This is a genomic window from Nakamurella alba (assembly GCF_009707545.1).
Classification (GTDB): Bacteria; Actinomycetota; Actinomycetes; order Mycobacteriales; family Nakamurellaceae; genus Nakamurella; species Nakamurella alba.
The window spans coordinates 22,774-46,850 of sequence record NZ_WLYK01000016.1; the positions used below are offsets into that span (position 1 = coordinate 22,774).

Sequence of the window (24,077 nt, forward strand, 5' to 3'; positions counted from 1 at the left end):
GATCACTTCACCAGCAGCCCGAACTCGTCGAGCACCGCGGCCAGCTCGGCCAGCTTCGTCTCGTCGTCCAGCGGCAGCAGCGGCTTGCGCGGGTACCCGGCCGGGTAGCCGATCAGGTTCAGCGAGGCCTTGAGCTGGCTCTGGAACGACCGGCCGAACCGCGGCCGCTTCGCCTCGTCCCACAGCTGCAGGTCCAGCGCGCGTTCACGGGCACCGAGCTCGGCGGCCCGGTCCAGGTCGCCTGCCCAGACGGACTCGAAGAAGTCCGGCAGGGTGCGGCCGAGCAGCTCCCAGCCGCCGATGAACCCGTCGCCGCCGACGCTGCGCATCGCCTCGACGCCGCGGGCGCCGAGCAGGTTCGGCCCGAACACCCGCACCTTGTCGACCAGCTCCGGGAGCACGCCGAAGAACAGGTCGTCGGTGGTGGAGTTCTTGAGCGCCACCACCTCCGGGATGTCGGCGAGCCGCACCATCAGGGCGGCGGACAGGTCGGTGCCGGTGCGCCGCGGGATGTTGTAAACCATGGCCGGCAGCCCGGCGGCGGACGCGACATGCCGGAACAGGATCTCGATCTCGTCGTCACCGGGCCGCAGGTACGGCGGCGGGCTGAGCATGATGCCGTCGGCACCGTCGACCTTCGCCTGCACGGCGAGGGCGGTGGCGACCTCCTGGTCCATGGACGAGCAGCCGACGATCACCGGCACCCGGCCGGCCGTCACCTCGACGATGCGGGCCGAGGTGGCCACCCGCTCGGCGTCGGTCTGCGAGTGCCACTCGCCGGTCGAGCCGTTGGCCAGCAGGCCGTGCACGCCGGAGTCGAGGAACTTCTCGACCACGACATCCAGCGCCGGCCAGTCGATCTCCCCGTCGCGGTCGAAGGGGGTGGGGACAGCGGCCCAGTACCCGCGCCACTGCACGTCGTTGCGGTTCACACCATTCCTCTCGAGAGCCGGTCGGAGACCTCCGCCGGCGATGTCGGTGCCGTCCCGGCACCGGTGAGTCGGGGCGGCAGCACGTCCCGGGCGAAGACCTCCGCCGGGTCCTCGCGCCGCCGGACGATGTCCACCTGATCCGGCCCGACCAGCACCACGGCCGGCCGGGGCAGGGCATTGAACTGGTTGGAGATCGAGTCCGCGTACATGCCCGCATCCAGCACGGCCAGCAGGTCGCCGCGCGCCAGCTCGGGCAGCTCACGGTCCCTGCCGAGCACCGAGTCGATGCACGTCGGCCCGACCACCGAGGCGGTGACCGTGGCCGGGTCGGTCATCCGGGAGGCCGGCAGCACGTGGTGCACCAGGCCGTTGATGTCGATGCGCGGCAACAGGTTCGTGGACAGGTCGGTGGCGATCCAACGCCGACCGGCGTCGTGACGGACGGCGCCGACCCGGCCGAGCAGCACCCCGGCGTTGCCGGTCACGTACCGCCCCGGCTCCACCCACAGCTGCGGCAGCGGCAGTCCGGCCGGCTCCAGCGAGGTGCGCAGCGCGCCGCAGACCGCGGCCGCGTACTCCTCCACCGGGTGCTCGTTGAGCGCGAGCGAGCGCGACTCCGGGTCCCGTTCCCGGGACCAGCCGCCGCCGACATCGACCACCCCGGGCCAGAACCCGGTGCGCGTGTGCAGCTCCACCACGGTCCGGCCGAGCTCGGCCGACCAGGCCGCGAGGAACGTCGGGTCCTGGGTCACCCGCGGCACGTGCAGGTGGAAGCCGGTGAGCCGGACCGCCGGGCTGGCCAGCATGCGGGTGATCTGTTCGGCAGCACGGGGGATCGTGAAGCCCCACTTCTTGCGCTCCAGGTAGTCCTGCAGGGCCGCGCCGCTCGTGCCGGTGCTGTCCGAGGAGAAGGTGGACCAGTCGGCCGGCAGCACCTTGAGCCGCAGCTTGACCGCCACCGGATCGCCGGAACCGGCGTCCTTCCATGCCTTCTCGAGCAGGTCGAGCTCGTCCTCGGCGTCCACGTTGACCCCGACCCCGGTGGCCACCGCGCGGGCGAGGTCGTCGGCGGATTTGTTGCCGCCGTTCATCACCACGATCCGCGGGTCCATGCCCGCGGTGAGCGCCGGGTACAGCTCGCCGGCACCGAAACAGTCGGCCCCGGCGCCCTCCTCGGCCAACACCGCAGCGACCGCGACAGCGTTGTTCGACTTCACCGCGTACAGCACGGTGACCGGCTCCGGCCACTGCGTCTCGAACGCGGCGCGGAAGCGGCGCAGGTTGGCCCGCAGCGTCGATTCCACCAACACCGACAGCGGGGAGCCGAACGTGTCGAGCAGCTCGTCCGCCGGCCGGCCGCCGACGGTCAGCGTGCCGCGCCCGTCGACACCGAGATCATCGGTGCGGGTGCGGATCCCGTCGAGGACGGTCTGCCCGGAAGGGCCGGTCATGCGCGTTTCTCCAATGCTGGCAGTTCCTGGTGCGCGGCGGTCTCGCGGACCTCGGGGACCGGGGTGGCGGCGAGCAGCGATCGGGTGTACTCGTGCTGCGGGTCGCCGAAGATGGCGTCGGTGGTGCCGCTCTCCACCACGCTGCCGGCACGCATCACCAGCACCCGGTCGCAGAGCTGCCGCACCACCGCCAGGTCGTGCGAGATGAACATCATCGCCAGGCCGTACTCGTCGCGGGAGTCCAGCAGCAGGTTGCAGATCTGCGCCTGGATCGAGACGTCCAGCGCCGACACCACCTCGTCGCAGACCAGCAGCCGGGGCTTGACCGCCAGCGCGCGGGCGATGCCGATGCGCTGCCGCTGCCCGCCGGAGAACGACCGCGGGTAGGCGGACGCGGCGGAGGCGTGCAGGCCGACCTGCTCGAGCAGCTCGCCGATCACCGTGCGGCGGCCGGCCTTGTCGAGCTCCGGCCGGTGGGTCTGCAGGCCCTCGCCGATGATCTGCTCGACGGTCATCCGCGGGTTCAGCGAGGCGAACGGGTCCTGGAAGACCATCTTGATCTCGCGGTGCAGCCGCCGCTTCTCCTCCCGCGCGGGATGCAGCACGTCGACACCGTCGAAGGTGATCGACCCGCCGGTGGGCCGGACCAGGCCGGTGACGCAGCGCGCCGTGGTGGTCTTGCCGCAGCCGGATTCGCCGACCAGGCCGACGATCTCGCCGGCCTCCAGCTGCAGGTCGACGTGGTCGACCGCGCGCACCTCGCGGGCGCTGCCGCCGCGGCCGCTGCGGTAGACCTGCTGCAGGTCGCTGATGGACAACAGGCTCATCGGGCACGCTCCCAGAGCTGTTCGCCGGCGGCCAGCGGGTGGTGACAGGCCACCAAGTGCCCTGCATCTCTTCCGGGCCGGGCGGCGAGAGCCGGGAGCACGGCACGACAGTCGTCCTGGGCGTGCGGGCAACGCGGCGCGAACGCGCAGCCGGCCGGGACCTGCCCGGCCCGCACCGGCTCGCCCGCCATCGAGGCGAAACGGCGGTGCCGTGGCTCGTCCACCCGGGGCACCGAGGACAGCAGACCGGAGGCGTACGGGTGCAGCGGGGTGTTGAACAGCGCTGCGGTGGGCGCGTTCTCGACGATGCGCCCGGCGTACATCACCAATGTCCGCTCGCAGAAGTCCGCCACCACACCCAGGTCGTGGGTGATCATCAGCACCGCGGTGCCGAGATCGGTGGAGATCTGCCGCAGCAGGTCCAGGATCTGCGCCGACAGCCGCACGTCCAGCGCGGTGGTCGGCTCGTCGGCGATCAACAGCTTCGGCCGGCCGGCCAGCGCGATCGCGATCACCACCCGCTGCCGCTGCCCGCCGGACAGCTCGTGCGGGTAGCTGCGGGACCGGTTCGCCGGGTCCGGGATGCCCACCCGGTCCAGCAGTTCGATCGCCTCGGCGCCGATCTTCTTCGGGTCGCGGCCGTGCAGACGGAGTGCCTCGGCCACCTGGTCGCCGATGCGGCGCACCGGGTTCAGGCTGCTCAGCGGGTCCTGCATGACCATCGCGACGGTGCCGCCGCGGATTTGCCGCAGCCGCTTCTGCTTCATGGCCAGGATGTCCTCGCCGGCCAGCCGGATCTCGCCGGTGGTGATCGCGCCCGGGCTGAGCCGCATGATCGACCGGGCGGTCACCGACTTCCCGGATCCGGACTCGCCGACCAGGGCCACCCGCTCGCCGTCGCCGATGGTGAAGTCGATGCCGCGGACGGCGGTCAGCTCCTCGCCGGCCCGGCGGAAACCCACGGTCAGACTGCGCACGTCGAGCAGCGGCGTGCCGCCGGCCGACACCGGGCTCACCAGTTCGGAAGTGGCTGCGCTCATGAGACCCTGGCCTCCTCTCGCCGACGGATCCACTCGCCCAGCAGGCCGAAGGCCAGGCCGGTCAGGGCCAGGGCGACGCCCGGGAACACCGAGACCCACCAGGACGAGGTGATGAAGCGGTTGCCGGCGCTGATCATGGCGCCCCACTCGGCCATCGGCGGCTGCGCGCCGACACCGATGAAGGACAGCCCGGCGATGGTCAGCGTCACCGACGAGACGTCGGAGGAGACCTGCACCAGCAGCGGTCCGCGGATGTCCGGCAGGATGTGCCGCCGGACGAGAGCCGGGAGCCGGACACCCATCTCGCGGGCGGCCTCGACGTACTCCTTGGCCATCGTCTGCAGCAGCATGGCGCGCAGCAGCCGGGCGTAACGCGGCCACCAGGTGACGGCGACGCCGACCACGGCGGACTGCAGGCTCGGCCCCATGGCCGCGGCGATGCCGAGCGCCAGGATGAGCGACGGGAAGGCCAGCCCGATGTCGGTGAACCGCATGAGCGCGGTGTCCACCACCCCGCCGGCCAGCACGCAGATCAGCGCGATGACGGCGCCGAGCAGCACGGCGAACACGATGACGATCAGCGAGGTGGTCAGCGAGATGCGGCCGCCCTCGATCACCCGCGCCAGGATGTCCCGGCCGGACGCGTCGGTGCCGAACAGGTGCGCGCCGGACGGGGCCTGCAACCGCTGGGCGAACTCCACCCGGTCGGTGTTGGTGTCGAAAAGGATCGGCACCAGCACGAAGACCAGCACCAGCAGGCCGGCCAGCGCGGCGCCGGCGGGCTCCACGATGCGGGAGAACCCGTCGGCGTCGGACCGCACCCGGCGGCGCACGCCGCGCGCGGTCGCCTCGACGGGCGTGCCGTCCGGGGTGCTCTTCTCCAGGATGCTCATGATCGCGTCACCTCAGCTCTTCACCGTGGAACGGAGTTTGGGATCAAGGGCGGCACAGAGGATGTCGACCACGATGTTGACCAGCACGAAGACCAGGCCGACGAACAGCACCACGCCGACGACCGCCGGCAGGTCCTTCTGCAGCACCGCGGTGACCGCGTAGTTGCCGATGCCGGGCAGGCCGAAGATCGACTCGACCAGCACGGTGCCGCCGACCATCCAGCCCAGCTGCATGCCGAGCAGGGTGATCGTCGGGATCAGCGCGTTGCGCATGGCGTACCGGGTGACCAGGAACCCCTCGCCCAGACCCTTGGCCCGGCCCAGCGTCACGTAGTCGGCGCCCAGTTGGCTGCTGGTGTTGGCACCGATCGTGCGCATCACCAGCGGGATGTAGGTGAGCGAGAGCGTCAGCGCCGGCAGCACCAGGTGGCCGACCGCGCTGCCGAGCGCGGCGAACTTGCCCTGCACCAGGGTGTCGATCGTCAGCATCCCGGTGATCGTCGACCCGCGGTCGACGGTCAGGTCGATGCGGCCGTTGAGCGGGAACCAGCCCCACTTCGCCGACAGCACCAGCTGCATGACGATGCCGATCCAGAACGCGGGCAGACCGCCCGCGAAGATCATCGCGGACCGGATCACCCCGTCGATCCAGGTGTCCTTGTACAGCGCGGACAGCACCCCCAGCCCGACGCCGACCACGATGGTCAGGATCATGGCGACCAGCACCAGTTCCAGCGTCACCGGCGCCATCGACGCGAGGTCGGACGCCACGTTCTGCCGGGTGAAGACGGAGGTGCCGAAGTCGCCGTGCACCAGACCGCCGAGGTAGCTCACGTAGCGGGCGAGCAACGGCCGGTCCAGACCCATCTCCTGACGGATCCGTTCCACCGCCTCGTCCGAGGCGTTCTCCCCGGCGGCCTGGCGGGCCGGGTCACCCGGGATGACGTCGAGCATCAGGAAGGTGACGAAGCTGAGAACCAGCAGCACGCCCACCGACCAGAGCAGACGACTCAGGATGACCCGGCCCATGACGTCAGCCCTTCACGCTCAGGGCGTAGAAGTCGACCGACTTGTGCTGCGCCACGTTGTAGGCGTAGCCGGCGACGCGCGGGCCGATGACGGCCATCGCCTTGTTGTCGGAGATCCAGACCGACGGGTAGTCGGCCACGATCAGCTCCTGGGCCTGCTGGTACATCTCGCAGGCCTGGTCCAGCGGCACGGTCTGCGCCTCCTCGACCAGCTTGTCGACCTCCGGGTTGGAGTACCGGGCGTAGTTGGTCTTGCCGATCAGGTTGGAGTCGTAGTTGATGTACAGCACCTCGTTGGGGTCCGGGAACAGCGGGTAGGCGTAGGAGAACGCCATGTCCGGGGTGGTCTCGGCACTGGACAGCAGCTCGGCGTAGGCCGGGTAGGCCATCGGCATGCCGTTGACCTGCAGGCCGATCTCGGTGAGCGCGGACTGCAGCAGCTCGAAGCCCTGCACCTCGTCCAGAAGGGTGTTGATGTAGACGATGTCGACGGTCTTGCCGGTCGCACCGGCCTCCTCGACCAGCGCCTTGGCGTCGGCCAGGTCGTAGGTCGGCACCTGCAGGCCGTCCACCTGGCACGGCATCATCGAGTTCAGTGCGCCCTTGGCCGGGGTGCCGTAGCCGAGCAGGATGTTCTGCGCGAAGGTCTCGTAGTCGAAGGCCATCGCGACGGCCTGCCGCAGCTTCGGATCGGTCATGATGCCGGTCTCGTTGTTGAAATGGACGTACAGCCCCTCCAGCGAGTCCGAGGCGTCGACGGTGAAGCCGTCCATCTGCTCGAACTGCGCGTAGGACTCACGCGGCACACCGAGACCGATGTCGGCCTGGCCGCTCTCGACCGCGGCCTGCTGGCTGGCGGCCTCGGACAGGTACTGGAAGACGACGGTCTGGACGTGGTTGCCGTCCCAGCCCTTCCAGTACTCCGGGAACGCCTCGAAGGTGGTCGACTGGTTCGCGACGTTCTCGCCCAGGGTGTACGGGCCGGAGCCGGCGTCGTTCGCGGCCAGGAAGGTGGCGCCGTTGTCGTCGCCGATGTTCTCCTGCACCAGCTTCGAGTCCAGCAGGTAGAGCCGCGACATCCGGCCCAGGAACGAGTGGTTGGCCTTGCTGAGGGTGACCTCGAGCTCGGTCGGGCTGACCACGGTGGACGAGTCGTACTCGGCCAGGCCGCCGGCGATGCCGGTGCCGACCTCGGTGGTGCGGTCCAGGGTGAACTTGACGTCCTCGGCGGTCAGCGGGTTCCCACTGTGGAAGACGACGTCGTCGCGCAGGGTGAAGTCGTAGGTCAGGCCGTCCTCGGACACCGTCCACTCGGTGGCGACCGAGGGGACCATCTCCGCGTCCGCACCGTCGGTGTAGGCGACCAGCGTGTCGTACAGCGGCCGCACCACCTTGTTGGTGGAGGAGTTGGTGGTGTTGATCGGGTCGAAGGTCGGCGGGAACACCGTGTCGACGATGGTGATCGTGCCGGTGGGAGTGCCGCCGCCACCGGCGGTCTCGCTGCCGGTCCCGGACCCGGCGGTCTCGCTGCCGGCGGCGGCCGTGGTGGTGCCCGCCGGGGTGGTGCCGCCGGTGGAGACCGGGGTGTTGGAGCAGGCGGCCAGCAGCATGCCGGCGCCGGTCACGGCGGCGACCAGGGCGCCCCTGCGCCGGCCGGCCCGCGGCCGGATCCTGCGGTGGTCGATCGTCATTGCGGTGTCACTTCCTCTCGGGGTGGGAAAGCTGTGGTGTCAGTGCTTGTCGGTGCGTTCAGTGCTTTTCGGTACTGGTCACTGCTGGTCCGGGCTGCTGCTGATCCCGGCGGTCGGAATGGCTTCCGGTGATGGTGCCGGCGGTTCAGGACGGGCGGCGCGAGGTGTCCACACCGGCGACGGCGCCGTCGGTGATCCGGACCCCGTAGGTCTCCCAGGCCTTCTCGACGGAGACGAAGCCGTCGAGGACGTCGTCGAGCACCTCGGCGGCCGGCCGCTCCAGCGGGTCGCCGTAGCCGCCGCCACCGCCGGTGAAGGTCACGAAGGACTCCCCCGGCTGCAGCGGGGCGCGGCGCATCCGCAGCGCCTTCGCCCGGTCGGTCTCCGGGTGGATGATCATGCCGCTGGGCTCGGCGGACCCGCCGCCGGCCAGACCGTGGGCGGTGCCCAGGGTCTTCTTCTTCATCGACAGGATCTCGCCGGGGCGGGTGTAGCTGATCTCGCGCAGCACGCCGACGCCGCCGCGGTACCGGCCGGCGCCACCGGAGTCGGTGCGCAGCTGGACCCGGTGGTGCAGCATCCCGGCCTTCTGCTCGAGCACCTCGATCGGGGTGTTGCGGCCGACGTTGACGTTCATGCACTGCTGCGCGGAGGCGCCGTCGTGCTTGTTGTTCGCGCCCCAGCCGATCGGCTCCAGGCTGGAGATCACGAAGATGCCCTTGCCGCCGTCACCCTCGACGACACCCATGAAGCCCGGCTCGTCGCCCGCGGTGGACGCCCCCAGCTCCGGGATCGCCTGCGCCACTGCGGTCTTCACCATGTCCAGGGCGATGTGCCCGGTCCACAGGGTGAAGGTCGGCGCCGGGTACACGGCGTGGAACAGTGATCCCTCGGGGGCGATGACCCGCAGCGGGGTGAAGTGCCCGGCGTTGGCGGTGTCGTTCGGCGTGGTCAGCGCCTTGAAGATCAGCTTGGCCAGCGAGACCGTCGAGCCGAACGGCATGTTCACCGGGCCGCGCTGCTGGCCGGCCGATCCGGTGAAGTCGACGATGAACTCGTCGTCGGTGATGGTGACGGCGACCTGCATGTGCACCGGGTCCTCGCCGATGCCGTCGTCGTCGATCGCGTCGGTGGCGTGCCAGGTTCCCTTGGGCAGTGCCGCGAGGGCACGCCGGGTGCGCCGCTCGCCGTGCTCGATGATCCGCTCGACGGCGGCACCGATCAGCGGGCTGCCGAACTTCTGGTGCAGCTCCTGCATCCGGCGGGCACCGACCTCGATGCTGGACAGCATCGCGCCGAGGTCGCCGAAGACGATGTCCGGCATCCGCGAGTTGAACCGGATGAGGTCGTAGATGTCCTTGTCCGGCACGCCCTTCTTGACGATCTTCGTGCCGGGGAAGATCAGCCCCTCCTGGTGCATGTCGGTGGAGTCCAGCACGTAGCCGGCGTCCTTGGCACCCAGGTCCCGCCAGTGCGCCCGCTCGGCGAGGTAGCCGATGATCTCGCCGTCCAGGTGCACCGGCGCGAACAGCAGCGCGTCGTAGGAGTGCGCCGAGGACCAGTACGGGTAGTTGAGCAGCAGTACGTCACCCGGGTCGAGGTTCTCCACCCCGACGTGGTCCAGGCCGTGCTTGATGCCGATGTCGTTGGACCCGAGGAAGGTGGCCACCCCGGCCGCCTCGGCGATCAGCCGGACGTCCTTGTCGTACATCGACAGACCGAAGTCGAGGACCTCGTAGATGCCCGGGTTGAAGGCCGCGCGGATCAGCGTGCGGCGCATCTGCTCGGTGATGGAGAGCAGGTTGTTGCGGATGACCTCGAGGGTGACGCCGTCGAGCTCGGGAACTGCTGACCGGTCTGGGGTCTCGGTGGGGGCGCTCACAGCGCGGCCTCCTGTCGGGTGATCCGGATGTTGCCGGACGTGTCGGTGCGGGCGACGGTGCCGACCGGCACCACGACGTTGCAGGTGCTGTCGAAGATCAGCGCGGGGCCGTTGATCTCGAGCCCGGCACCGAGGTCGGTGCGGCGGTGCAGCTCGAACTCGACCAGGGCGCCGGAACCGTGGTCCCAGGCCTGCCGACGGCCGAGCGGGACGGCCGGGCCGGCGGCCGGGGCCAGGGTGGCCGTAGCCGGGCTGTTGCCGCGGCCGACGCCGTGGGCGCGCAGGGTGACGATCTCGATGTCGTTGGGCAGCCGGTGGCCGTACCGCTCCTGGTGCACCCGGTCGAACTCCTCGCGGATGCTCGCGGTGGTGGAGTGCTCGTGGACGGGCACCGAGAGGGTGTGCTCCTGGTAGCGGTAGCGCAGGTCGATGCGCCGCTCCACCTCCGCCGCGTCCTCCGAGACACCCTGCGCGGCCAGGCTCTTCGCCACCTCGCCGGTCATCTCGGTGAGCGGCTCGGCGATCTCGGCCACCGCCTCGTCGGTCAGCGGCCGGATGGAGCTGCGGGAGACGTCCTGCTCCAGGTCGGTCATCAGCATGCCCCAGGCCGAGTAGGCGCCGGGGGCGACCGGGACGACGACCTCGGCCAGGTTCATCTCCTGCATCACCAGCGCGCCCATCAGCGGACCGGCGCCGCCGAAGGCGACCAGGGAGAAGGCCCGCGGGTCCAGCCCGCGCTCGATGGTGATCTCGTTGACCGCACCGACGGTGTGGATCGCGACCATCCGGAAGACGCCGGCGGCGGCCTCCAGCACCGGCATGCCCAGCGGCTCCGCGACCTTGCTGCGGACCGCCTCGACGGCCGCCTCGGTGGAGATCTTCATGTCGCCGACCACGAACTCGTCGGGCGAGAGGTAGCCCAGCGCCACCGCGGTGTCGGTGACGGTGGGCTCGGTGCCGCCGCGCTGGTAGCAGGCCGGGCCGGGCTCGGCGCCGGCGGAGCGCGGGCCGACCCGCAGCATCCCGTCGTCCATGTAGGCGATGGAGCCGCCGCCGGCACCGATGGTGCGCAGGTCGAAGACCGGGGTGAGCATGGGCAGGTCGGTGAGCGAGGCCTCGTACGCGGTGGACGCGGCGCCGCCGGTGATCACGCAGGCGTCGAGGCTGGTGCCGCCGACGTCGAAGCTGAGCAGGTCGTCCCGGCCGATCATCTCGGACAGGTGCACGGTACCCGCGATGCCGCCGGCCGGGCCGGAGAAGACGGTGGTCAGCGGCTCGTCACGGACCGACTCGGCGGTCATCGCACCGCCGGCCGACCGCATGATCCAGAACGCGCCGCGGAAGCCCATGGCGGCCAGCTCGGCCTCCAGCCGGCTCAGGTAGCTGTCCAGGATGGGCCGGATGTAGGCGGCCAGCACCGTGGAGGAGGTGCGCTCGTACTCCCGGTACATCCGGGCGACCTTGTGCGACACCGACACCGAGAGCCCCGGGTACAGCGAGCGGACGATGTCCTCGGTGCGCTCCTCGTGCGCCGGGTTGGCGTAGCCGTGCAGGTAGGTGACGGCGATCGAGGTGACCTGCTGCTGCTCGACGAGCTCGGTGACCGCGGCCTCGACGGCCGCCTCGTCCAGCGGGGCGAGCTCGTTGCCGAGGTGGTCCAGCCGGCCGCCGACGCCCTTGATCCGGCGCCGCGGGATGAGCGGGGCGTGCCGGACGAACTGCAGGTCGTACATGTGCTGGAACGGGACGTCGCCGCGGCCGATGTGCAGGATGTCCTCGAACCCGGCGTTGGTGATGAGGCCGGTGGTGGCGCCGCGGCGTTCCAGGATCGCATTGAGTCCGAGGGTGGTGCCGTGTACCAGTCGCACGACCCGCTCGATCGGCACGCCGAGCCGGCGCAGCGCGTCGATCACGCCGGTCGCCGGGTCGCGCGGGGTGGTGCGGGCCTTGGCGACAAAGGTTTCGCCGGTGGCGGTGTCGACCGCGACGGCGTCGACGAAGGTGCCGCCGACGTCGACGGCGACCCGGTACTCGGCGCCGTTCGGGGTGGCGGTTGCCGGGGTGGTTCCAGTCATCGGGTGGTCCTCACGAGTGCGCCGGCGGCGACGACGGTGGTCATCGCGTCGAAGACGGTCAGGTCGGTGGTGGGATCGCCGGGCACGGCCAGCAGGTCGGCGGCCATGCCGACCCCGACACTGCCGACGGTGTCCTCGATCCGGCAGAGCCGCGCACCGTTGACAGTGCTGGCCTGCAGTGCCTGCAGCGGCGAGAGTCCGGCCAGCTGCAGCAGGATCATCTCGTTGACGACCTGGCTGCGGCCGTGCAGCACGTCGCCGGGCGGGAAGTCGGTGCCGTTGGTGAAGGTGACGCCGGCCGCGGCGGCACGCTTCGCGCTGGCCAGGTGCAGCTCGGCCATCCGGGTCGCCTTCTCCACGGAGGCGTTGCCGAATCCCTTGTGCTGCTTGTACTCCAGGTTGTGCGTGACGCCCAGGGTCGGCGAGTAGTAGACGTCGGCGGCGGCCATCTCCCGCACCGTCTGCTCGTCCATCTCGTAGCCGTGCTCGAAGGACCGGACGCCCAGCCGCACCGCGGCCCGGATCGCCGTGGAGCCGCCGGCGTGTGCGACGACGTACTTGCCGTGCTCCTGTGCCGCCCGGACGACCGCGGCGATCTCGTCGTCGGTCATCTCCTGGTACTGCGGATCCTCCTCGGCCCGGGCGATGCCGCCGGTGATGAAGATCTTGACCTGGTCCGCTCCGGCCTCCAGCTCGGCCTTCGCGGCGGCGTAGAACTGGTCGGGATCCTCGGCGTAGGAGCAGTCCTGGCCCTTGCCGTGGCCGTCGGCGTGCGAGACGGCCCGGCCGCCGGCCATCACCCGCGGGATGCGGATGTCGCGCTTGGCGGCCGACTGCCGGATGGCCAGGTCCATCCCGCCCATCTCGTGGATGCAGCGGACGGTGGTGGCGCCGGCCTGCAGCGCGTCAGCGGCCCGGGTGGCGGCCCGGAAGGCCATCCCGGCGCGGTCCTCGGACTCGTCGGCGGCGGCCAGCGGGTGGACGATCGTCAGGTGGGTGTGCACGGTGACGAACCCGGGGGTCACCACGTCGCCGCGCAGGTCGATCACCTCCGCCGGGTCGGTCCCGGCCGGCGGGCCGTCGGCGGTGATCGCGGTGATCACCCCGTCCCGGGCCTCGATCGAGACCGGTCCGCCGATCTCACCGGTGCGGATGTCGAGCACCCGGCCATCGGTCAACCACATGGTGGTGCGCCTCCTGAACGGCCGGCAGTGGTGGGGGACCCTCAGGCGTCCCACTGACTGTGCGGCTCAGTCATCTGATGAATATTGCTTGAGAGGGTCTTTTCATCCGCTCTCTGCCGCCGTACCGTAAGACCATTCCGGACGGAGTGGCAAGACCCCGTTTGTTACGTTCTGTGTCACGATCCGGCCGCCGGACCGTCACCCTGACGCCCTGCGACCGGCCCGCCGCAGGTCAGGGAAACGGCAACGCCGTTGTCGTTCCGGGATCGGAACGAGCCGGAAATGCCGCGACCGGCAGCCTGTGCACCACCCACGGTCACCGCCGACGCACCCGTCGTCACCGAATCCGGAGGTCCACCTCTTGTCCATCGACATCACCGGTATTGCAACTGCTCTCAGTGGCAGTCGGGTGTTCGAGCTCGGCCACCCGATGCAGCGCGGGATGCCGGTGCACCCGAACCACCCGCCCTACTACTTCACGATGGGCAAGCGGCACGGCGACTCCTACCGCGAGGGCGGGTACAGCGCGGCGAACGACGTGATGATGCTGAGCGGGCACCACGGCACGCACATGGACGCACTGGGCCATGTGTCGGTGAATGACCGCCTGCACGGCGATGTCGTGGCGAGCGACGTGCAGCGGGGGCTGAAAGGCCTGACCGACAAGGACATCTCGCAGCAGGCACCGGTGGTCGCGCCGGCCGTGGTGCTGGATCTGCCGGGTCTGCTCGGGATCGGATCACTGGAGCCAGGTCATCTGATCACCGAAGAGCAGTACGACGCGGCGCTGGACCGGCAGGGCGTGACCGTCGGCCGCGGCTACGTGGTGCTGTTCCGCACCGGCTGGGCACAGCGGTGGAACAGCCCGGCCGACTTCTACCCGGCGGACGGCGCGCAGCCCGGACCGGGCGCCGACGTGGCACGACGGCTGTCCGCGGCGGGCGTGATCGCGGCCGGGAGTGACACCATGTCCTTCGAGTGTGTCCGACCCGGGCAGAACTCGATGCCCGGCCACAGCCACCTGCTGGTGGAGGCCGGCATCCCCATCATGGAGATGCTCGACCTGGAGGAGGTGAGCGCGGCCGGCGTGCACCGCCTGCTGTTCGTCGCCCTCCCCCTGCGCATCGTCGGCGCCACCGGCTCGCCGATCCGGCCCATCGGCATCGGCTGAGCCGGGCGCCTCCATACTTCGGCTGAGCTGTACCGCCTTCATACTTCGGTTGAGCTGCACCGCCTTCATACTGAACCCACCTGCACGAACCCTGAGGAGAACCGTGACCATCACCGAACCGGCGGCGTTCCCGGAGCCCGACCTGTCCCCGATGATCCCGCACTTCACCACGGCCAAGGCCTGGGCGGACCCGACGCTGCCGGTGCTGACCCGCGGCGAGGGCGTGTGGGTCGAGGACACCAAGGGCCGTCGTTACTTCGACGGGCTGTCCGGCCTGTTCTGCAGCAACCTGGGCCACGGCCGGGCGGACCTGGTCGCGGCCGCGTCCGAGCAGATGTCCCGGATGGCGTTCTTCCCGACCTGGGGCGCCGCCCACGACGTCGGCCTGCAGACCGCCGCGGCGATCACCTCGCGCGCGCCGGAGGGCCTGGACGCGGTGTTCTTCGTCAGCTCCGGGTCGGAGGCGGTGGAGTCGGCGGTCAAGCTGGCCCGCACCTACCACCTGGCGAACGGCGAGCCCGGCCGTTACAAGGTCATTTCCCGTGACTTCTCCTACCACGGAACCACTCTCGGTGCGCTGTCGGTGACCGCGGTACCGCGTTTCCGTGAGCCGTACCTCCCGATGCTGGGCGACTTCGTCCGGAATGTGCCGAACACCCTGCGCTCCTCCCCCGCCCCGGGCGGCGGCGCCGGCGACCTGTCCGGCGTGCAGGCGATCGAGGACCTGATCCTCGCGGAGGGCCCGGAGACGGTGTCCGCGGTGTTCGCCGAGCCGGTGCAGAACGGCGGCGGCGCGATCGTCCCGCCGGAGGGCTACTGGCAGGCGCTGCGCGCGGTGTGCGACAAGTACGGGGTGCTGCTGGTCGCCGACGAGGTGATCACCGGGTTCGGCCGGCTGGGCACCTGGTTCGGCAGCGAGTACTTCGGCGTCGTCCCCGACCTGATCACCTTCGCGAAGGGCGCCACCTCGGCCTACGTGCCGTTCGGCGGCGTGCTCACCAAGTCCTCGATCACCGGCACCATCGCCGGCTCGGAGCTCGGCTGGTTCGCCCACGGCTCGACCTTCGGTGCGCACCCGGTCGCCAGCGCGGTGTCCCTGGCCACCATGGACGCGATGGAGAAGGAGCAGGTGCTGGAGAACGTCAACCTGCGCAAGGGCGACCTGCTCGGCGGGCTGCAGCGCATCGCGCAGGGCACCCCGTTCATCCGCGAGGTCCGCGGCACCGGGTTCTTCTACGCCATGGAGATCGTCGCCGACCGCGACTCGGGCCAGGAGCTCTCCGCCGGCCAGCGGGCCGGGCTGCTCGGAGGCGTGCTGATGCGCGCGATGCGCTCCGCCGGGGTCCTGCTGCGTCCCGACGACCGCGGACCCGCCAGCATCGTCGTCTCCCCGCCGCTGGTCACCGACGGCACCGAGCTCGACGAGATGCTCAACCGCACCGAGCAGGTCGTCGCCATCATGGCCGACTGGCTCCGGGAGAACTCCTCGCTCTGAGTTCGCCTTCCTTCTGTCGTCCGGGCCCGGTGGCTGTTGCCGCCGGGCCCGGTGGCGTTCCCGGGTGTTCCCGTCCGGGGTTCCGGAGGCGGCGGGTCGGAGGCGCGGGCGCGGGCGCGGAGAGGTCAGGCGCCGAATCCGGGACCGAAACCATCGGCCAGCGACGGAAACGGTCCCCGATCCGAGCAGCGAGGTGGAAGACGGCTCCGGGTCACTGGCCGAGCGAATCCGGGACCGAAACCATCGGCCCGCGACGGAAACGGTCCCCGATCCGGGCAGCGACGTGGGGGACCGCTCAGGGCCGGGGGCCGAGCGAATCCGGGACCGAAACCATCGGCCCGCGACGGAAACGCGTCCCCGATCCGGGCAGCGGCCTGAGAGGCGGCGCCCGGCGGGCGCGGAGAGGTCAGGCGCCGAATCCGGGACCGAACCCATCGGCCAGCGACGGAAACGGTCCCCGATCCGGGCAGCGGCGGGCGGTGTCGGCCACACCGGCCGGGGAACGACGAACCCCGGGCCCGGCGGCGCGGCGCCGTCGGACCCGGGGAGTTCAGGGGTGAGGTGGGGATCAGCCGAACTGGAAGGAGCGCTTGGCCATCCCGTACCAGAAGCCGTCGATCACCGAATCGCCTGCGGGGGAACCACCTTCGGATGCCGCCCCGAGCGAGACGAAGAGCGGCGCGAAGTGCTCGGTGCGCGGGTGTGCCCGGGCGGCGGCGGGGGCCTTGTCCATGAAGTCGAGGACGGCATCGATGTCGCCGGCACCGACGGTCTCCCTGGCCCAGGCGTCGAACTCCCGCCCCCACTGCGGTGCCTTGCCGGTGACGTCGCCGAACACGGCCTCGCTGAGGTTGTGGGTGGTGAAGCCGGACCCGATGATCAGCGTGCCCTCGTCGCGCAGCGGCGCCAGGGTGCGGCCGAGCTCGAACAGCTCCCGCGGGTCCAGCGTCGGCATGGACACCTGGAGCACCGGGATGTCGGCCTCGGGGAACATCTCGACCAGCGGCACGTAGGCGCCGTGATCCAGGCCACGGTTCGGGTCCTGGTACACGGGGCGGCCGGGCTTCGCGACGAGCTTCGCCACCGACTCGGCCAGTTCGGGAGCGCCCGGCGCGGCGTAGGTGACGTCGTAGTAGTGCTGCGGGAAGCCCCAGAAGTCGTAGGTCAGCGGGACCGTCTCGGTGGCACCGACGGTCAGCGGTGCGGCCTCCCAGTGCGCGGAGACGACCAGGATCTGCTGCGGCTTCGGCAGGTCGGTGCTCCAGGCGGCGAGCTGACCGGTCCAGGTCTCGTCGTCGGCGAGCGGCGGCGCCCCGTGGGACAGGTACAGCACGGGCTGGCGGTCGACGGCGGGTGCGGTCATCTCGGGTTCTCGATCCTCTCGGGCTTCGCCGTCCACGCTACGCCCGGTTGGTTGAACTTTCAATCAAAGCGGCGTGTCGTTAGACTACGGAAGTGTCCGATTCCCCCTGGTTGTCCGCTCCGCAGCAGCAGGCATGGCGTACCTACCTCGCCATGCGCGCTGCCCTCGAGTCGCGGATCGAACGCGACACCCAGCGGTCGGCCGGCATGCCGCACGCCTACTACCTGGTCCTCGCGATGCTGTCCGAGGCGGAGGACCGCACCCTGCGGATGAGCCAGCTCGCGGAGTTCGCCCAGATGTCGCAGTCCCGGCTGTCGCACGCCGTCGCCCGGCTCGAGGAGTCCGGGTGGGTGAAGCGCCGGTCGGCTCCGGAGGACCGACGTGGGCAGCTGGCCACCCTCACCGATGCCGGCTGGGAGGTACTGGTGGCTGCGGCCCCGGCCCACGCGGAGACGGTGCGGTCGATCATGTTCGACTGCCTGTCCGCCGAGCAGGTGCGGCAGCTCACCGAGATCTGCGCGATCGTGCTGAAGCGCGCGGAGGACTGAGCTGATCCGCGGTCGGCGCCGGGGATCGGCATGACACCGGTCGAGATCCTGGCGTTCGTCGTCGGTCCGGCGCACCGGTTCGTCGGGCGCCCGGCGGACGGCCCGGCACCGGTACCACCCGGCGGCGAGAGCCCGCCGGGGATCGAGATCCGTTCCGGGCTCGGCATCGTCGGTGATCGCTACTTCAACCGGCCGGCCCACCGGGACGCGTCCGTCACGCTGATCGCCATCGAGTCGCTGACCGCCGTGGCCGAGGAACTCGGAGTGCCGCTCTTCGATCCTGTCCTGGCCCGGCGGAACCTCGTGCTCTCCGGACTGCCGGACCTGGACGCCCTTGCCGGACGCCGCTTCTCGCTGGACTCGGGCTCCGGGCCGGTCGAGCTGCAGGGCGGGCGCCCGGCACGGCCGTGCGCCTGGATGGACATCGTGCTGGCACCGGGTGCGTTCCGCGCACTGCGCGGCCTGGGTGGGGTGCGTTGCCGGCCGACGAGCTCCGGATCGCTGCGGATCGGTCCCGCGATCCTCGACCTCCTGGACTGACACCGGCGGTACTCCGATCGGGCGACAATTTTCATTGTCGTTGACAACGCACGTTGTCGTCGACAGGATCTGTGTGCATGCAGCTGCAGGAGATGTACGACTACATCGCCGCTCTTCTCGCCGATGCCGCGATCCGGCCCGACGACGAGGACGAGACGGCGTTCGAGCTCCGGAAGCTCGCCCTCATCGCCCGGGCCCGGGTGGTGCTGGACATCATCGAGGCGCAGACCGTGCACGAGCTGCGCAGCACGGTTCCGCAGACCAGTTACGGCGACATCGGTCTCGCCCAGGGCATCAGCAAGCAGGCCAGTCGCATCCGGCACACCAAGCTCGACCAGGTGCTCAAGGTGCACCAGCTCGACGGTCGCCGGCACTCCATGTCCAAGGCCGTGGTGCCGCCCCGGCACCGCCGGACCGCCGCACCCACGCGGCGCGCACGGCGCGAAGGCACCACGTCCTGAACCGTCCTCCCGGGCTGCATCACGCCAGGGACAGCAGTTCCGGCGCCGAACACCGGCGCGCTCATCGACAGGTGAGCCACACCAAGGCACGTCACGGTTCCGCCACATCACCGACGCCCGCGATCGCGGCCGTCCGCACAGAGAGGCACCACCATGTCCGATCCCAAGACCGTCACCAGGCACACCGGCGCGTTCTTCGGCGCCGCGCTCGCCTTCCTCGCCATCACCCTGCTGTGGAACACCGTCAACCTGGCCATGCTCGACATCGCCGTGGAGCAGCGCTATTCCATGGCGATGGGCATCCTGTCCGCGGTGTTCGCCACCGTCGTCGTCTCCAAGGTCGTCCGTGACCGCGAGGAGGCCAACGAGCTGGTCAACGGCATCCGCCGGGCCCGCTACGAAGAGGTGCTCGCCCACTCCCCCGCGCCGGGCCTGGGCCACCTCTGATCCACGGGCCGGCCGGAGCCGAGTGCGCAGCTCGACCGCACCCGCCCGGCCGGCTCAGCTTCCCCGAGGCCCACGAGACCTGTCGAGATCGACCTCCCTGACGAAGGTGTCGATGTCGCGCAGCAGCGCCGGGCCGGCGGCTGAGCCGTTGATCATGAAGCCGTGGCCGGTGTCCGGGTAGACCCGGACGATCACCGGGGCGCCGGCCCGGGCCAGATCGGTGGCCCACCCGCTGACCACCTCCGGCGGGAAGGTGCGGTCGTCGGATCCCTGGGCGATCAGGAACGGCGGAGGTCGCCGGCCGGACGACCGCAACCAGGTCAGCGGTGATGCCGATGCCCGGGCCGCCTGCACCACCTCCGGATCCTCGACACCAGCTACACCGCACAGCATGTCGATGCTCTCCCGCAACGATGGATCCGGCTCCCACCCGTCGAGTCGCCCCGGCCCGTACACCGAGACCACCCCGTCCGGGAACACCTGCTCGTCCGGGTCCAGTGCGAGCAGCGCCGCGAGGTGGCCACCGGCCGAACCACCTGCGACGACCACCGTCCGCACCGTCGGCCATGCGGTCGCGAGATGCTCGCGGAACACCCGCCACCCGGTCCGCAGGTCATCCAGTTTGTCGGCGAGCACGGAACCGGGATCCAGGCTGTACCCCGCGCTACCGACGACATGCCCGGCAGCGGCGAACTTCTCCTGCTGCACCCGGTACATCGACCGGTCGCCGCGGTACCAGCTGCCGCCGTGGACCAGCAGCAGGGCGGTGGTCGGAGCGGCCACCACCGGACCGAGCACGTCCACGGCGGACGTGGCCGCCGTGGCACCGGGGTAGCGGAGTGCGAGGATGCCGCGAGATCCGGCGTCAGAGTCCGGCGACACGCACCGCCACCTGCTCCGGGGACGGCAGCGCCCGCATGATCGCGGCCACCTCCGCCGGATCCGCCGCCATCGCGGGTGGCCGGACATCGCCGACGTCGAATCCGGACCAGCGTAGGCCCTGCTTCACCACGGCGACGTTCCGGCGTCCGCCGTCGACGTTGCGCAGCCGCTCGAACGGGCCGACCGACCCGAGAAGCCAGTCCAGAACCTCACTGTCACCGACGGCTGCGGCACGGTGCACGGCCAGTGCCAGGTCCGGCCGGATGTTCGCCAGCCCGGAGGTGAATCCGCGGATGCCCAGCTCCGCGGTGGCGGGCACCCGGGCCTCGGCGGAACCGTTGATCCACACGCATCCGTCGTCACCGTCGGCCAGCCGACCCAGCAGCCCGACATCTGCTGCTGCGTACTTGATCCCGGCCACCTCCGGTCGGTCCGCCAGCGCCCGCAGCGCCGAGCCGGACACCCGGCCGGACCGGGTGTACAGCACGGCCGGCAGGTCGATCCGGTCCAGGACGGCGTCCCAGAACGCGTGGATGCCGACGCTGTCGGTGAGCGGATCCAACGGCTCGTGCAGCATCACCGCCCGGTACCCGAGATCGGCAGCCATCGTTGCACCGTCGAGGATCTCGGCCAGACTGCCGGCCAGACCGGCCAGTCCCAGTGCCGGACCGGCGCCGTCGGCGACCGATCGGAGGTGTGCACGCCGCTCGACCGGAGTCAGCTGGAACACCTCGGCGGTGTTGCCCAACGCCGTCACGGCGTGCACACCGCCGGCGGCGATCCGCGCGACCAGCGCCGTGCATCGTTCCTCGTCGACGGCGGCGGTGCCGTCCCGGAACGGCGCCACCACCACGCACACCACCCCTTGCAGGGCGTCGCGGAGAGAATCGGCAGTGCCCACGGCACCACCGGAGCCGAGCTGTTCGGTCATGGTCGGCCTGCTTCCGGGAGAGGTGTCGGGGTCGGGGAGGGCGGTTCGGCGTCCGGCGGCCGGGCCTGTGCGGTGAGGCCGCCGTCCACGGTGATCACCTGCCCGGTGAGATAGGCCGCCGCCGGCGAGCAGAGGAAGGCGACCACACCGGCGACGTCGTCGGCGTCGCCGACCCGGCCCAACGGCACGGCGGCGGCGAGCGCGGCGTGGGCGGCGGTGCCGACGGGTGCGGTGCGATCGTTCGAGATGCTGCCCGGTGCCACGCTGTTCACCCGGATCCCGTGCGGGGCGAGATCCAGCGCCATCGCCCGCGCGGCCGCCTCCACGGCGCCCTTGCCGGCGTCGTAGACGACGGCGCCGCGGTGCGCCCGGCTGGCGCCGATGGAGCTGATCATCACGATGCCACCGGATCCGCGTGCTGCCATCCGGGCCGCCACCGCCCGGCTCACCACGAAGGTGGCGCGGGCGCCGACGGCGAACGAGGTGTCCCAGTCGGCGACCTGCGCCTGCAGGAACGGGACCCGGCCGACCGTCGGCAGCGCGGCGTTGTTGACGAGATGGTCCGGTACCCCGACGGTGTCGCAGACCTGCAGCACCATCGCGTCCACCGCGTCGTCGTCGGACACGTCAGCCGTCGCAGGCACCGCGCGGCCGCCGTCCGCACGGATCAGCGCGACCGCGCGGTCGACCTCGGCCGGATCCGGCCCGTTCACCGCCACCAGCAGGCCGTCGGCGGCCAGCCGGCGGGAGATCGCCAGGCCGATGTTCCGGGCACCCCCGGTCACCAACGCGACGCCCCGGGAGTCCGGATCCGCGGCACCGTTCACCCCCGACCCCACCATCAGGTCTCGCCCTGCAGTGCTTCGTCGACCGCACACGAGGACTGCATGATGTGCTCCCGCATGACCTGCTCGGCCGCCGCCGCGTCGCCGGCCCGGAACGCCTCCAGCACCGCCCGGTGCTCCTTGGCCTCGGTGGTCCAGGTGGGTGTGCGCCGCCACCCGGCCATCGCCGCGAGGATGGCGAGATCCTGGAGCCGGTCCAGGAAGTCGACCAGGAACTGGTTCCCGCTCATCGAGTAGAGGTGCCGGTGGAACTGCCGGTTGGCCAGGCCCAGGGCGACCCGGTCGTCCGCCTCCAGCGCGGCGTCCGCCCGGGCCAGCGCCTCGGCCGCGGCGTCGGAGGACGCGCCGCGCTCGGCCGCCAGCCGCACGCAGAGCGGTTCGACGCCGAGCCGGGCGTCGTAGACCTGCTTGGCCAGGTCCGCGTCCATGGTGCGGACGACCACCTTCTCGTAGCTGGACACCTGCACCAGCCCGGTGGTGTGCAGCAGCTTCAGCGCCTCCCGCACCGGTGTCTTGGACACCCCGAGCTGGGCGGCGAGCTCCCGTTCCACCAGCGGCTTCCCGGGCGGGAACTCGCCGGACACGATGGCGGACCGGATGGCGTCGCGGACCTGCTCGGTGAGCGAGACCGGAGCCTTGAGAATCGGTTCCATCTGGGTGCCTTTCGCCGGGGGTGGTGCTGGTGTCGGTACTGGAACGGGCTGCTGCGGTGGACGGGTGATTCAGGTCAGGACGAGGACTGCGCGGCGCTGTACTCGGTGGCCAGCTCCGTGGCGATGGTGTCACCACCGCCGCTCCGGAACGCACTCACCGCGGCGTCCCAGCTGGACATGTCGGCCCGGCCGGTGACGATCGCGCTGATCGCGTCGGAGACCGCCTTGTTGAGCGCGACCCCCTTCTGGTCCTGGGTCGCACTGGCCAGGCCGAGCGACGGGTCCACCAGACCCTTGGGCTGCAGCGCCTCCTGCACGTCGAAGGCGCGCTGGGTGACCGCCTTGTCGCCGGGACACTGGATGACGTCCGGCGCATCACCCAGGTACTTGCCGATCGGGACCGTGTTGGCGCTCTCCGTCTCGGCCAGCTTGGTGGGCTCCGGGCCGTTCGCGGTACGGGTGAAATGCACGCCCTCCACCCCGTAGTTCAGCAGCTCGTTCTCCTTCGACCCGTACGGTGCGGCGGCGAAGTCGGCGATCCGCAGCAGCATCTTCAGCCGCTCCGGGTCGGACTTCTTGAAGACCACGTACCCGAAGAGACCGCCGAAGAGCCAGGAGGTCTGTCCCGGCGAGAACGGGAAACCGACGTCGGTGGTGAAGGTGTCGCCGATGCGGCCCTGGTACGTGCCGTTGAAGTAGTTGGCGAAGGAGCCCGACAGCGCACCGACGTTGCCGGCGTAGTACTCGTTGAACATGTCGGACTGCCCTGCGGTCACCGATGCCGGGTGGAACAGGCCGTCGGCGAAGGCCTTTCGCGACATCTCGATGGCGGCGCGGAACTCCGGGGTGGCGTAGGTCGACGAGAAGGCCCCGCCGCCGTCCACCGCCCACTGGTTCGGGGCGCCGAGCGCACCGGCGAAGTAGTTCTTCACCAGCCACTCCGAGTCGAAGGTGCCCAACGGGTAGAAGGATCCGCCGCGTTCCTCGGCAACAGCGGTGGCGAACTGCTCCATGGTCCAGTCGTCGGTGGCACCGACCGCGTCGAGGTGGTCGCGGTTGACGTGCAGCACGTTGGTCATCCGGGCCCGGACGATCGGGATGCCGTAGATCTTGCCGCCGATGCGGCCCATCGCCTGCCAGGCGTAGGTCGGCAGGTTGGCCAGGTTCGGGTAGTCCTTGATGGCATCGCCGGAGAGGAACTCCGTCAGGTCAGCGCACTGGCTCGCGACGAACTCCCGGATCCGCGGCGCCGCGGTCACCAGCATCATGTCGGTCAGCTCACCGCCTGCCATGATCGTCGCCAGCTTGTTCTGGTACTCGGCGGCGGGCACCAGGTTCATCCGGATGTCCGCGTTCATCGCCTCGTTGATCGCGGTCCAGAGCTTGTTCTGGCCCACCGGTGCCGGCGGCGGGCTGTAGGTCATCAGGGTAGCGGTGACGGCGCTGCCGTCACCGGGCGCCGAGGCCACCGACGTGACCAGCTTGTCGGGGTAGGTGAAGTAGCCGTTGAGACCGCCGGACACCTTCGACACCAGGTCCGGCGGCGGCACCTCGGCGGCGGTGTAGGTGGGCCACGGTGCCTGGCTGGTGCCGGCGTTGCCGATCGCGGCCCGGTCGCCGCCGGACCCCCCGCAGCCGGCCAGCCAGGGGCCGGTCAGGGCGGCGGCGGCGCCGGCTCCGAGCAGTTTGAATGCGGTGCGGCGGGTGATGGCCGTCATGTCAGGTGTCTCCTTCGACA

At 70.8% G+C, this 24,077-nt stretch carries 22 protein-coding genes; 6 read left to right on the forward strand and 16 right to left on the reverse strand.

Features of this window, described 5'->3' with window-relative positions; genetic code table 11:
* Nucleotides 1–2: 2 nt before the first annotated feature.
* From GIS00_RS24840 to GIS00_RS24885, 10 genes are all read right to left on the reverse strand, one after another.
* Nucleotides 3–932, reverse strand: coding sequence for a dihydrodipicolinate synthase family protein (locus GIS00_RS24840; protein WP_154771168.1), 930 nt, complete (start codon nt 930–932; stop codon nt 3–5).
* Complete coding sequence (locus GIS00_RS24845; RefSeq protein ID WP_154771169.1) at nt 929–2,383, reverse strand: diaminopimelate decarboxylase family protein; 1,455 nt, start codon at nt 2,381–2,383, stop codon at nt 929–931. Before GIS00_RS24845 ends, GIS00_RS24840 begins: the two co-directional genes overlap by 4 nt.
* A complete protein-coding gene (locus GIS00_RS24850) occupies nt 2,380–3,210 on the reverse strand; it encodes an ATP-binding cassette domain-containing protein (protein WP_154771170.1) in 831 nt (276 codons plus the stop codon). Before GIS00_RS24850 ends, GIS00_RS24845 begins: the two co-directional genes overlap by 4 nt.
* Nucleotides 3,207–4,250: an ABC transporter ATP-binding protein gene (locus GIS00_RS24855; protein ID WP_154771171.1), complete on the reverse strand. Its 1,044-nt coding sequence runs from the start codon at nt 4,248–4,250 to the stop codon at nt 3,207–3,209. The genes GIS00_RS24850 and GIS00_RS24855 overlap by 4 nt, the downstream gene beginning before the upstream one ends.
* Entirely contained in the window at nt 4,247–5,143 is an 897-nt protein-coding gene (locus GIS00_RS24860) for an ABC transporter permease (RefSeq protein ID WP_154771172.1), read from the reverse strand. The genes GIS00_RS24855 and GIS00_RS24860 overlap by 4 nt, the downstream gene beginning before the upstream one ends.
* A 12-nt stretch (nt 5,144–5,155) precedes the next feature.
* Complete coding sequence (locus GIS00_RS24865; protein ID WP_154771173.1) at nt 5,156–6,172, reverse strand: ABC transporter permease; 1,017 nt, start codon at nt 6,170–6,172, stop codon at nt 5,156–5,158.
* A gap of 4 nt (nt 6,173–6,176) precedes the next feature.
* Nucleotides 6,177–7,862, reverse strand: a complete 1,686-nt coding sequence (locus tag GIS00_RS24870) for an ABC transporter substrate-binding protein (RefSeq protein WP_154771174.1) — start codon at nt 7,860–7,862, stop codon at nt 6,177–6,179.
* Nucleotides 7,863–8,007: 145 nt separating this feature from the next.
* Nucleotides 8,008–9,744 carry a hydantoinase B/oxoprolinase family protein gene (locus GIS00_RS24875; RefSeq protein WP_322098407.1) on the reverse strand — a complete coding sequence of 579 codons (1,737 nt, stop codon included), beginning with the start codon at nt 9,742–9,744 and terminating at the stop codon, nt 8,008–8,010.
* On the reverse strand, nt 9,741–11,819 hold the full coding sequence (locus GIS00_RS24880) for a hydantoinase/oxoprolinase family protein (protein WP_154771176.1): 2,079 nt from the start codon (nt 11,817–11,819) through the stop codon (nt 9,741–9,743). The genes GIS00_RS24875 and GIS00_RS24880 overlap by 4 nt, the downstream gene beginning before the upstream one ends.
* On the reverse strand, nt 11,816–13,003 hold the full coding sequence (locus GIS00_RS24885) for an amidohydrolase family protein (protein WP_154771177.1): 1,188 nt from the start codon (nt 13,001–13,003) through the stop codon (nt 11,816–11,818). The genes GIS00_RS24880 and GIS00_RS24885 overlap by 4 nt, the downstream gene beginning before the upstream one ends.
* A 361-nt stretch (nt 13,004–13,364) precedes the next feature.
* Between GIS00_RS24885 and GIS00_RS24890 the strand changes: the two genes are divergently transcribed.
* Together GIS00_RS24890 and GIS00_RS24895 are read left to right on the forward strand one after the other, a co-directional pair.
* Nucleotides 13,365–14,174 carry a cyclase family protein gene (locus tag GIS00_RS24890; protein ID WP_154771178.1) on the forward strand — a complete coding sequence of 270 codons (810 nt, stop codon included), beginning with the start codon at nt 13,365–13,367 and terminating at the stop codon, nt 14,172–14,174.
* 151 nt (nt 14,175–14,325) lie between these two features.
* Nucleotides 14,326–15,669: an aminotransferase class III-fold pyridoxal phosphate-dependent enzyme gene (locus GIS00_RS24895; protein WP_154771214.1), complete on the forward strand. Its 1,344-nt coding sequence runs from the start codon at nt 14,326–14,328 to the stop codon at nt 15,667–15,669.
* Nucleotides 15,670–16,237: 568 nt separating this feature from the next.
* Here GIS00_RS24895 and GIS00_RS24900 read toward each other — a convergent pair.
* The gene (locus tag GIS00_RS24900) at nt 16,238–17,032 is read right to left on the reverse strand and encodes a dioxygenase family protein (RefSeq protein WP_154771179.1); all 795 of its coding nucleotides are present in this window, start codon (nt 17,030–17,032) and stop codon (nt 16,238–16,240) included.
* A 92-nt stretch (nt 17,033–17,124) separates the two neighbouring features.
* Between GIS00_RS24900 and GIS00_RS24905 the strand changes: the two genes are divergently transcribed.
* The 4 genes from GIS00_RS24905 to GIS00_RS24920 all read left to right on the forward strand — a co-directional run bounded on the left by GIS00_RS24905 (nt 17,125) and on the right by GIS00_RS24920 (nt 19,028).
* Nucleotides 17,125–17,580 carry a MarR family winged helix-turn-helix transcriptional regulator gene (locus GIS00_RS24905; RefSeq protein WP_322098409.1) on the forward strand — a complete coding sequence of 152 codons (456 nt, stop codon included), beginning with the start codon at nt 17,125–17,127 and terminating at the stop codon, nt 17,578–17,580.
* A gap of 30 nt (nt 17,581–17,610) precedes the next feature.
* A complete protein-coding gene (locus GIS00_RS24910) occupies nt 17,611–18,120 on the forward strand; it encodes an MOSC domain-containing protein (protein WP_154771180.1) in 510 nt (169 codons plus the stop codon).
* A gap of 77 nt (nt 18,121–18,197) precedes the next feature.
* Nucleotides 18,198–18,581 carry a hypothetical protein gene (locus tag GIS00_RS24915; protein ID WP_154771181.1) on the forward strand — a complete coding sequence of 128 codons (384 nt, stop codon included), beginning with the start codon at nt 18,198–18,200 and terminating at the stop codon, nt 18,579–18,581.
* A gap of 153 nt (nt 18,582–18,734) precedes the next feature.
* The gene (locus GIS00_RS24920; RefSeq protein WP_154771182.1) at nt 18,735–19,028 is read left to right on the forward strand and encodes a hypothetical protein; all 294 of its coding nucleotides are present in this window, start codon (nt 18,735–18,737) and stop codon (nt 19,026–19,028) included.
* 54 nt (nt 19,029–19,082) lie between these two features.
* Here the strand turns inward: GIS00_RS24920 and GIS00_RS24925 are convergent, their stop codons facing one another.
* From GIS00_RS24925 to GIS00_RS24945, 5 genes are all read right to left on the reverse strand, one after another.
* Nucleotides 19,083–19,910, reverse strand: coding sequence for an alpha/beta hydrolase (locus tag GIS00_RS24925; protein WP_196073458.1), 828 nt, complete (start codon nt 19,908–19,910; stop codon nt 19,083–19,085).
* The gene (locus GIS00_RS24930; RefSeq protein WP_154771184.1) at nt 19,894–20,841 is read right to left on the reverse strand and encodes a dihydrodipicolinate synthase family protein; all 948 of its coding nucleotides are present in this window, start codon (nt 20,839–20,841) and stop codon (nt 19,894–19,896) included. Before GIS00_RS24930 ends, GIS00_RS24925 begins: the two co-directional genes overlap by 17 nt.
* On the reverse strand, nt 20,838–21,668 hold the full coding sequence (locus tag GIS00_RS24935) for an SDR family NAD(P)-dependent oxidoreductase (RefSeq protein ID WP_322098410.1): 831 nt from the start codon (nt 21,666–21,668) through the stop codon (nt 20,838–20,840). The genes GIS00_RS24930 and GIS00_RS24935 overlap by 4 nt, the downstream gene beginning before the upstream one ends.
* Nucleotides 21,669–21,682: 14 nt before the next feature.
* Complete coding sequence (locus tag GIS00_RS24940; RefSeq protein ID WP_154771186.1) at nt 21,683–22,339, reverse strand: GntR family transcriptional regulator; 657 nt, start codon at nt 22,337–22,339, stop codon at nt 21,683–21,685.
* Between the two features lie 74 nt (nt 22,340–22,413).
* Complete coding sequence (locus GIS00_RS24945; RefSeq protein ID WP_154771187.1) at nt 22,414–24,057, reverse strand: type 2 periplasmic-binding domain-containing protein; 1,644 nt, start codon at nt 24,055–24,057, stop codon at nt 22,414–22,416.
* Nucleotides 24,058–24,077 lie beyond the last annotated feature (20 nt).